Origin of the sequence: Streptomyces sp. NPDC002680 (assembly GCF_042889145.1) — a bacterium.
Lineage (GTDB): Bacteria > Actinomycetota > Actinomycetes > Streptomycetales > Streptomycetaceae > Streptomyces > Streptomyces adonidis.
Genome location: NZ_JBIAQP010000006.1, coordinates 490,610 through 499,620, shown reverse-complemented (window position 1 = coordinate 499,620; position 9,011 = coordinate 490,610). Strand labels below are relative to the sequence as shown.

Here is a 9,011-nt window from a genome sequence, read left to right as displayed (position 1 = left end):
TTTCGCCCCCGCCGCCCCTACCCGTCCCATCCTTCTGGGGGCTGCGCCCCCAGACCCCCCTTTGTCCTCAAACGCCGGACGGGCTGACTATCCAGCCCGTCCGGCGTTTGAGGACGAGGCCCGTTCAGGGCCGTGGCGGGGGTTCGGGGGCGGCAGCCCCCGAGGATGGGAACGGGTAGGGGCGGCGGGGGCGAGGAACCGTATCGCTCAGCGACACGACTCGCTTGCCCCTCGTCCGCCCGCCCCGGACGCTGACCGGCAACCAGTCAGCATCTCTCCGCCCCCGAGGAGCCCCCATGGGATCCCGTCCCGCCCTCGCCCTGCTGGAGATCCTGCGCGGCGAAGGCGTGGACCGCGTCTTCGGCAACCCCGGCACCACCGAACTCCCCTTCCTCGCCGCCCTCGCACACACCGAGGGCGACATCGAGGGCGACAACATCGAGGGCGACAAGGAGAGCCACACCCCCGAATACATCCTCGGCGTCCACGAAGGCGCCGTCGTCTCCATGGCCGACGGATACGCCCGTGCCACCGGCCGCCCCGCCTTCGTCAGCCTCCACATCGCCGCCGGGCTCGCCAACGGGCTCATCGGGCTGCTCAACGCCCGCCGCTCCCGCACCCCCCTCGTCGTGATGGCGGGCCAGCAGGACCGCAGGCACCTCCAGCAGGACCCGATGCTCTCCGGCGACCTCGTCTCCCTCGCCGCACCCGCCGTGAAGGCCACCTTCGACATCCAGCACGCCCACGACCTGCCCCTCGCCCTGCGCCGCGCCTTCGCCCTGGCCGTCAGGCCCCCGGCCGGGCCCGTCTTCCTCTCCGTCCCCATGGACCTGTTCGCCGAGGACACCGAGGTCGAGGTGCCGGTCCGGAGCGTCCCGCCTGCGCCCGGCCCGGCCGCGGGCCTCGATCGGGCCGCCATCATCCTCGGCGCCGCCGCCCGGCCCGTGATCGTCGCCGGTGACGGAGTCGGCCGCGAGGACGCGGTGAACGCCCTGGTCAGGACCGCCGAGGCCTGCGGTGCCACCGTCCATCACCAGCCCATGGCCGACTGGCTGGACTTCCCGACCACCCACCCCCTCCACGCGGGCATGCTCGCGCCCCGCCACGACGCGATCCGCGCCGCGCTCTCCCCGTACGACACCGTCCTGATCGTCGGCGCCCACGCCTTCACGCCCCACCACTACACGCCCGGGCCCGCGCTCCCGCCCGGCATCACCGTCGTGCAGGTGGACTCCGATCCGGACGAGATCGGACGTAACTTCCCCGTCGCCGCCGGGCTGGTGGGCGCGCTCGCGCCCTCCCTGGACAAGCTCGCCGAGCTGCTGCGCAGCCAGGTTCCCGCGCACACCGCGAAGGCCCGGATCCTGCGCGCCGGTGAGCGGCACACCGCCGAGCGGGAGCGGGCGGAGGCCGCCGCCTTGGCCGCGTACTCACCGGCGCCGCTCGCGCCCTGGGCCGCCGCGCACGCAGTGGCCCGAGGGCTGCCGCCGGATGCCGTGGTGGTCGAAGAGGCCATCACGGCAGGGCTGTTGCTGCGCCGGCTCGTACGGCTCGACCGGCCCGGAAGCTATACGCACACCGTCGGCGGCGGGCTCGGCTGGGGCATCGGTGCCGCAGTCGGACGCTCGCTCGCCGAGCCTGGGCGGCCGGTCGTCGCCGTACTCGGGGACGGGTGCGCCCTGTTCGGGCTTCAGGGGTTGTGGAGCGCGGCCCGTACGCAGGCCCCCGTGCTCTTCGTCGTCATGAACAACGGCGTCTATCGCACCCTCCAGGACACCTACGCGGCGATGGGCGGCCAAGGCGTCTGCCCCGGCACGGAGTTGGGGCCGCTCGACTTCACCCAGGCGGCCCGTTTCTTCGGCGTGGACGCGGTACGGGCGACCGGCGCCGAGCACGTACGGGAGATCGTCGCCGGGGCAGGGGAGTTGACGCGGCCGCTGCTGCTCGACGTACCGCTGCGGCAGCAGTAAGGAGACGTTCCGGACTCATAGCCACGCGCGTCTTGTCACCCGGCCCCCCGGGCCCGACCATCTCCCCATGACGGACGGACCGGTTCCGAAGTCGGTGCTCGCGCGGGGCGTGACGCTGCTGCGAGTCTGCGGTGACTCCGACACCGCGCTGAGCCTCGCCGAACTCGCCCTGCGCACCGGGCTGCCCAAACCGACCGCGCACCGGCTGATCGGCGAACTGGTCCGGCTGGGGCTTGTCGAACGCACCCCCGAGGGCTCGTACCGCATTGGGCTTGCCCTCTTCGTCCTCGGCCAGTCGGCGCCGTCGATACGTGAACTCCGGGACACGGCACTGCCGTTCCTCGGCGATCTGCACGACGCGACGAAGGAGAACGTGCACCTGGCCGTGCCCGACGGCACCGACACTCTGTTCCTGGAGAAGATCACCGGCCGCCGTGCCACCCCGATCGTCTCCCGCACCGGGGGCCGGCTCCCCGCCCACTGCACGGCCACCGGCAAGATCTTCCTCGCTCACGACCCCCGGCTGCCCCGGGCCTCCCTGCCCCGCCTCACGCCCCGCACCCTCACCCTGCCCGGCCAGCTCGCCCGCGACCTGGCCCTGACCCGGGCCCGCGGCTACGGCGTCAACCTGGAGGAGGCCGAGGTCGGCATCTCGGCGGTCGCGGCCCCGGTCTACGGCCGTGACTCCCGCCCCGTCGCCGCCATCTCGGTCACCGGCGGCACCCGCCGTCTCGACGTGGACCGGGTCGGCGCCCATGTGTGCGCGGCGGCCCGGGCACTGACGAGGCGACTCTCGGCCTGAGCGGATGCTGGGTCTGGGTCTGGGTCTGGGTCGTGGGTGGTGGCTCCAGGTGAACTGGCGGATGCCAAGCCCGAGTTCGCGGGAGAAGCACCCCTTCTCACGCCTCCCTCGGCGCCCCTCGCTGAATCGCCACCGCCAACTCGTGCTCCGTCAGCCGCTCCCCGTGCACCTCCGCCGTGATCCGCCCCCGCACGAACACCAGCACACGATCGCACACCTCCGTCAGTTCGGCGAGGTCCGTCGAGGCGACCAGGACGGCCGCGCCGCCCGCCGCCAACTCGCCGACGATGCGGTGCATTTCGGCCCGTACGCCGACGTCGACGCCCCGCGTCGGATCGTCCAGGACCACGATCCTCGGGTCGGTCGCGAGCCACTTCGCGAAGACGACCTTCTGCTGGTTGCCGCCGGAGAGCCGGCCCACGATGTCGTGCGGGCCACCGCGCAGACGCAGACGCTCCGTCAGTTCGGCGGTCCTGCCGACGAGTTCGGTGCGAGACGGCATGACACCACCCCGCCCCAGCGCCAGCCAGCTCACCGCCGTCGCGTTCTCCCACACCGTGCGCCCGGTCATCAGCCCGTACCGCTTCCGGTCGCTCGGCACGAACGCGACCCCGGCCCGTACCGCGTCCCGCAGCGAGCGGGGCTGCCCCCGGCCTCCTATGTCGACCCGCCCGGCGGAGACCGCCGTACGGCCGCACACCACCTCCAACGCGCCCAGATGGCCCGCCCCTTGGAGCCCCGCGACCCCGACCACCTCGCCCGCCCGCACGGTGAACGTCACATCCGTGAGCCGACCGGGCACACTCACCCCGGACAGCACCACCGGCGGCGGTGCGGTGTCGACCGCCTTGCGCGTGCGGCGGGCCGGTGGCTCGGGACGGCCGCCGAGCATCGCCGTCACCAGCTCGGGTACGTCGAGTTCGGCGCGCGGTACCCCGGCCAACGCGACCCGGCCGTCCCGCAGGACCGTCACGCGCTGTGCGAAGCGCATCACCTCCTCCAGGAAGTGGGTGACGTACAGGACCGCGATGCCCCGCCCCGTGAGGGTGCGCAGGACCCGTTCGAGGCGGTCCACGGCGGCGGCCGGGAGCGCCGACGTCGGTTCGTCGAGCACCAGGAGTCCGGGGCGGCGCAGCAGGGCCCGGGCGATCTCCGTCAACTGCTGGTCTGCCAGCGGGAGTTCGCCGAGCAGGGTGCCCGGTTCGACATCGAGGCCCAGATCGGCGAGGACCGGCAGGGCGGCCCGGTCCATGGCGCCGTGGTCGAGCAGGCCGAAGCGGCGCGGCGGGCGGTGCGGGAAGAGGTTCTCCCGGACGGTGAGGTCGGGGAAGAGGCTCAACTCCTGGGAGACGACGGCGATTCGCGTGTCACCGGTCAGTCGTACCGCCCCTTCGTCCGCCGCCAGCGTCCCCGAAAGGATGCGCACCAGCGTGGACTTGCCGGCCCCGTTCTCACCGACCAGCGCGTGCACCTCACCGCCCCGCAGCCTGATCCCGGCCCCGTCCAACGCCCGTACCCCGCCGTAGGACTTGACCAGGTCCTGCGCCACCAGGACATCGCCGTACGTCATTTCAGCGCGCGTCCTTCAGTGGTTTGAGGTTGGCCTGCTGGTCGCCGAGCAGCTTGTCGATCGTCGGCTTGTACCAGTCGTACGCCGCCTCCGCCGACTTCTGGCGGGTGATGATCTCGTCGATGTTGGTGGAGTCCACGACCCCGCCCGGCGACAGGAACCAGCCGTCGAGCAGCTTTCCGTCGTTCTTCCGCACCGCCTCGATCAGCATCGCCGTCGACAGATAGCCCTTGAGGAAGTGCTGCGGGTCGATGGTGACGAAGTTCGAACCGTCCTTGACCGCGTCGAGCGTCTTGGGGTCGACGTCGAAGCCCGCCGTCAGCCACTTGCCGCTCTCCGCCTTCTTGATCTTGGCGAGGTTGTAGCTGTCGGCGTCCCCGACCCCGAGGAAGGCGAGTGCGTCCGGGTGCGCGTTGACCTGTGCCGACCAGGAGCTGTAGTTCTGCCCGGGATCGCTGTACGTCTGGAAGGGGCCGAGGACTTTGACGTTCGGCGCCTCCTTCGCGAACGTGTCGGCGATGCCCTTGGCCCGGTTGTCGAGCACCGGAGTGCCCGGGTTGGGCACGCCGATGACGATCTCGCCCTTCGGGTCGGCGCCGAGCCGCTTCAGGGCTTCCGTGGCCATCAACTCGCCCAGCGCGTAGTTGTCGTTGCCCACATAGAAGGTGACCTTGCTGCCGTCGGTGGGGGAGGTGTCCAGGGCGACGATCGGGATGCCCTGGTCGACGGCGCGGGCGGCCGGACGGGTGAAGATCGGCGGGTCGAGGTTCTCCAGGACGATGCCGTCCTTCGCGCGGGCGGTGAGGTTCTGGAAGAGCTGCACCTCGGCGGGGCCGTCGGTGTTGGGCGGCCCGACCGCCTTGAAGTCGATGTTGCCCGCGTGGTCGGCGGCGCTCTCCGCGCCGAGGACCATCTCGTGCGCGAAGTTCAGCGAGATGTTGGCAACGGCTATGCCCATGTTGAGCTTTCCGCCCGAGCCGGCGGAACCGCTGTCGGAGTCGCCGCAACCGGCGGCGGCCATCAGCACCAGCGCGCCGAGGGCGGCGGACAGCGTACGGAGTCGGCGGTGCATTCAGGGCCTCCAAGGGAGCGGCTCACAGGGGCACTTGGTGTCTCGGCGTGGGGGATCGGCAGTGAGGTGGAGGGAGTTACTTGCGTCGGCGTCCGGTCCGCCGCAGCGCGCTGTCGGCCGCGACCGCGACGAGGATGACCCCGCCGGTCGCGAACGACGTCCAGTTGATGGGGACTTCGAAGAACACGAGCCCGGCGGCCACGACCGACAGGATCATCGCCCCGGCCACCGCGCCGATCACCGAACCGCGTCCACCGGCCAGCGGGGTGCCGCCGATGATGCACGCGGCGATGGCCTGCAACTCGTAGCCCTGGCCGAGCGTCGGGTCACCGGCGCCGTAGAAGGCGAGGGCGAGGGCGGCGGCGCAGGCCGTGGTGAGGCCGGAGAGGGCGAGGGCCTGAACTCGGGTCCGTACGACGGGTATTCCGCTGAACTCGGCGGCGTCGGGATTCGACCCGATCGCCCGCACCCGGGCTCCGAAGCGGGTGCGGGCGAGCACCACCGACAGGACGACGACCACCGCGAGCAGCACCCAGAGCGCGAACGGGACTCCGCCCGCGTCGCCGCCCGCGAGGGTGAAGAACGAGTCGTCCAACGGCAGATCGGTGATCTGCTTGCCGTCCGCGAGGGCCAGCCCGACACCCCGGAACAGCAGCAGCGTGCCCAGCGTGACGATGAACGACGGCAGCGCGAGCAGCGTCGTGACCAGCGCGTTGAACACCCCGAGCAGGATCCCGGTGGCCAGCATCACCGGCACCGAGAGCCAAGGAGGCGTACCTTCCCGCACCAGCAGCGCCCCCACCACCAGGCACATCGCGTAACTGCCGCCCACCGACAGATCGACCTCGCGCATGGCGAGCGCGAACACCATCCCGCACGCCATCAGCGAGATGTACACGGAGTTGTGCGCGGTGGAGAGCAGGTTGTCGCTGGCCAGGAAGTCGGGATACGGGATGCCGATGCCCGCGATCAGCAGCCCCAGGACGAGCAGAACGCCCAACTCGTCCCGTACCACCCGACGCGGCAGCAGCCCGGCGAGCCGCGGCGGCACCCTGAACCGCCGCCGCCCGCCGTCCTGTTCGCGGGCGCGCTCGGCGTCGTCCACGGCACGCTCGGTCTCGGTCATCGGGCACGGCTCCCGTACGGGCGGCTGCAAAGGCGGCTGGGGGGTGCCCCGCAGCGTGGGCCCCCTGGGCGCGGGCGGCAACCGGGCCGTTCCGGCGAGTGAAATGCGCTCTTGCCGAGCGGCGGGTGCCTCATCACACTCGCCCCATGGAGACGCGTACCGCACTGGTGACCGGCGCGGCACAGGGCCTCGGCCATGAGTTCGCCGTGGCGCTCGCGGGCCACGGCTACCGGGTCGCGGGCCTGGACCTGGTCCCGCAGCCCGAGACCGCCGGAAAGGTCCTGGACTACCTGGAGCTGACCGCCGACGTCACCGACGAGACCCAGGTACGGCAGGCACTGGAACGCGTCATCGACCGCTTCGGCACCCTGCACATCCTCGTCAACAACGCGGGCGTCTACCCCTCCGCAGCCTTCGAGGAGACGACCCCGGACGAGTGGCGGCGCGTGATGCGCGTGAACCTGGAGGCGCCGTTCCTGGTCACCCAGGCGGTGCTGCCGCACCTCAGGGCGGCGGGTTGGGGGCGCATCGTGAACATCACGTCGGCGGCCGTCCTCACCGCCCCGCCGACGATGGTCCCCTACGTCACCTCGAAGATGGGCCTGATCGGCTTCACCCGCGCCCTCGCCTCGGCCCTCGGCCCCTGCGACATCACGGTCAACGCGATCGCCCCCAGCATGGTCCGCACGGCGACCGCCGAACGGACCGTCGGCGCGGACGGCGGCTTCGAGCACGTCCGCGCCCAACAGGCCGTACCTCGCACGCAGTTGCCGTCCGACCTCGTCTCGACACTGCTGTACGTGATCGACGAGGGCAGCGGCTTCCTGACCGGCCAGACCCTCAACGTGTCTGGCGGATCAGCCTACTTGTGAGGCCCCGAAGCCAGATGGCCCTGTTCGTGCACCGAGTTGGTCGCCGCGATCTCCTTCCACGACTTCGGCATCACGGGAGCCACCGAGGCCCGCGCCGCCGCAGGCGCGGCAGGCTTCGACGCCTGGAACAGCCACGTGTCGAACAGCGCCCCCAACGACTCGCCGGACACCTGTTCGGCGTACGCCCGGAAGTCGGCGACGGATGCGTTCCCGTACGCGAACTTCGTGGGCCACCCCTTCAGGATCGCGAAGAAGTCCGCCTCGCCGATCTCGTTACGCAGCGCCTGGAGGGCCAGTGCGCCCCGGTCGTAGACGGCCAGGTGGAACTGGTTCTCGGGGCCCGGGTCGCCCGGCTTCACGGTCCAGAACGGATCGTCGGCCGGGTGTACGGCGTACACGTAGTCGGCGAGTTCCTGTGCCGTGCCCTCGCCCTCGTGCTCGGACCACAGCCACTGCGCGTACCGCGCGAAGCCCTCGTTGACCCAGATGTCCTTCCAGCCGGCGAGGGACACCTCGTCGCCGTACCACTGGTGGGCCAGCTCATGGACGACGACGGAGACGTTCGTCCCGTTCGCGAACTGGCGGGGGCTGTAGAAGGGCCGGGTCTGTGTCTCCAGCGCATACCCCGTGTTCGTGTTGGGGACGTATCCGCCGAGCGCGTTGAACGGGTACGGGCCGAAGTACTCCGCCAGCCAGTCCGCGACCTCCCCGGTCCGCTCGATGCTCGCCCGCGCGGCCCCGTAGTTGTCGCCGAGGTCCTTGCTGTAGGCGTTGACCACCGGGATGCCGCTCTCGGTCGTCCCGGTCGTGACGTCGAACTTCCCGACGGCGAGCGTGGCGAGATACGTGGCCTGCGGTTTGTTGGAGCGCCAGTTCCAGCGGGTCCAGCCGAGGCGTGAACTCGTCGACTGGAGCGTGCCGTTGGAGATCGTCTGCGAGCCGTCCGGGACGAGCACCGACACGTCGTACGTGGCCTTGTCGAGCGGATGGTCGTTGCTGGGGAACCACCACCAGGCGGCCTCGGGCTCGTTGGCGCCGACGCCGCCGTCAGGGGTGCGGTGCCAGCTGGTGAAGCCGTACGCCTGCTTCGACGAGGGCACTCCGCTGTACCGCACGACGACGGTGACCGCCGCGCCCTTGGCCAGGGGAGTACGCGGAGTGATCTCCAGCTCGTGCTCGCCGGAGGTGGTGAACGTGGCGCGCGAGCCGTTGACCCGCACCTCGCTGACATCCAGCAGGAAGTCCAGGTCGAAGCGCGACAGATCCTGGGTCGTGGTCGCGAGGAGGGTCGCCGTGCCCTCCAACTCGTCCGTCGCGGGCTGGTACTTGAGCCGCAGGTCGTAGTGCGAGACGTCGTATCCGCCGTTGCCGTACGCCGGATAGTAGGGGTCGCCGATGCCCGGTGCGCCGGGGGAGTAGCTCGCGGCGGACGCCGGGATCGCCAGCATGAGCGAGGCCGTCGCGAGTGCGCCCGACGGGATGAGTCTGCGGTGCACGAAAGCTCCAAGTCGTGGGGGGCATGAAGTCTGTTCGCAGCCTATTCATCACCTGTGTGAGCAGGTGTGTCCACAACCACCCCTGTCACACGATCGCCATTCG

7 protein-coding genes are annotated in these 9,011 nt (G+C 71.1%); 3 read left to right on the top strand and 4 right to left on the bottom strand.

Annotated features, from left to right (window positions below; all coding sequences use genetic code 11):
• Positions 1–296 precede the first annotated feature (296 nt).
• Both ACFYXF_RS19100 and ACFYXF_RS19095 read left to right on the top strand, forming a co-directional pair.
• Positions 297–1,970, top strand: coding sequence for a thiamine pyrophosphate-binding protein (locus tag ACFYXF_RS19100; RefSeq protein ID WP_389350748.1), 1,674 nt, complete (start codon positions 297–299; stop codon positions 1,968–1,970).
• 67 nt (positions 1,971–2,037) lie between these two features.
• The gene (locus ACFYXF_RS19095; RefSeq protein ID WP_389350747.1) at positions 2,038–2,772 is read left to right on the top strand and encodes an IclR family transcriptional regulator; all 735 of its coding nucleotides are present in this window, start codon (positions 2,038–2,040) and stop codon (positions 2,770–2,772) included.
• 97 nt (positions 2,773–2,869) lie between these two features.
• On the opposite strand, the gene ACFYXF_RS19090 is transcribed toward ACFYXF_RS19095, so the two are convergent.
• From ACFYXF_RS19090 to ACFYXF_RS19080, 3 genes are all read right to left on the bottom strand, one after another.
• Positions 2,870–4,342: a sugar ABC transporter ATP-binding protein gene (locus tag ACFYXF_RS19090; RefSeq protein WP_389350746.1), complete on the bottom strand. Its 1,473-nt coding sequence runs from the start codon at positions 4,340–4,342 to the stop codon at positions 2,870–2,872.
• Between the two features lies 1 nt (position 4,343).
• A complete protein-coding gene (locus tag ACFYXF_RS19085; RefSeq protein WP_389350745.1) occupies positions 4,344–5,414 on the bottom strand; it encodes a sugar ABC transporter substrate-binding protein in 1,071 nt (356 codons plus the stop codon).
• Positions 5,415–5,490: 76 nt separating this feature from the next.
• On the bottom strand, positions 5,491–6,540 hold the full coding sequence (locus tag ACFYXF_RS19080; protein WP_389350744.1) for an ABC transporter permease: 1,050 nt from the start codon (positions 6,538–6,540) through the stop codon (positions 5,491–5,493).
• Positions 6,541–6,686: 146 nt separating this feature from the next.
• Between ACFYXF_RS19080 and ACFYXF_RS19075 the strand changes: the two genes are divergently transcribed.
• Positions 6,687–7,412 (top strand): SDR family NAD(P)-dependent oxidoreductase, encoded by a 726-nt coding sequence (locus ACFYXF_RS19075; protein ID WP_389350743.1) that lies wholly within the window; start codon positions 6,687–6,689, stop codon positions 7,410–7,412.
• Here the strand turns inward: ACFYXF_RS19075 and ACFYXF_RS19070 are convergent.
• Positions 7,403–8,908, bottom strand: a complete 1,506-nt coding sequence (locus ACFYXF_RS19070; RefSeq protein WP_389350742.1) for a M1 family metallopeptidase — start codon at positions 8,906–8,908, stop codon at positions 7,403–7,405. The two genes, ACFYXF_RS19075 and ACFYXF_RS19070, sit on opposite strands and share 10 nt — an antisense overlap.
• Between the last annotated feature and the right edge of the window lie 103 nt (positions 8,909–9,011).

Excerpts from the sequence above, each read along its gene's own strand:
- ACFYXF_RS19100 (WP_389350748.1), top strand. The coding sequence starts at position 297 with ATGGGATCCCGTCCCGCCCTCGCCCTGCTGGAGATCCTGCGCGGCGAA.
- ACFYXF_RS19095 (WP_389350747.1), top strand. The coding sequence starts at position 2,038 with ATGACGGACGGACCGGTTCCGAAGTCGGTGCTCGCGCGGGGCGTGACG.
- ACFYXF_RS19090 (WP_389350746.1), bottom strand. The coding sequence starts at position 4,342 with ATGACGTACGGCGATGTCCTGGTGGCGCAGGACCTGGTCAAGTCCTAC.
- ACFYXF_RS19085 (WP_389350745.1), bottom strand. The coding sequence starts at position 5,414 with ATGCACCGCCGACTCCGTACGCTGTCCGCCGCCCTCGGCGCGCTGGTG.
- ACFYXF_RS19080 (WP_389350744.1), bottom strand. The coding sequence starts at position 6,540 with ATGACCGAGACCGAGCGTGCCGTGGACGACGCCGAGCGCGCCCGCGAA.
- ACFYXF_RS19075 (WP_389350743.1), top strand. The coding sequence starts at position 6,687 with ATGGAGACGCGTACCGCACTGGTGACCGGCGCGGCACAGGGCCTCGGC.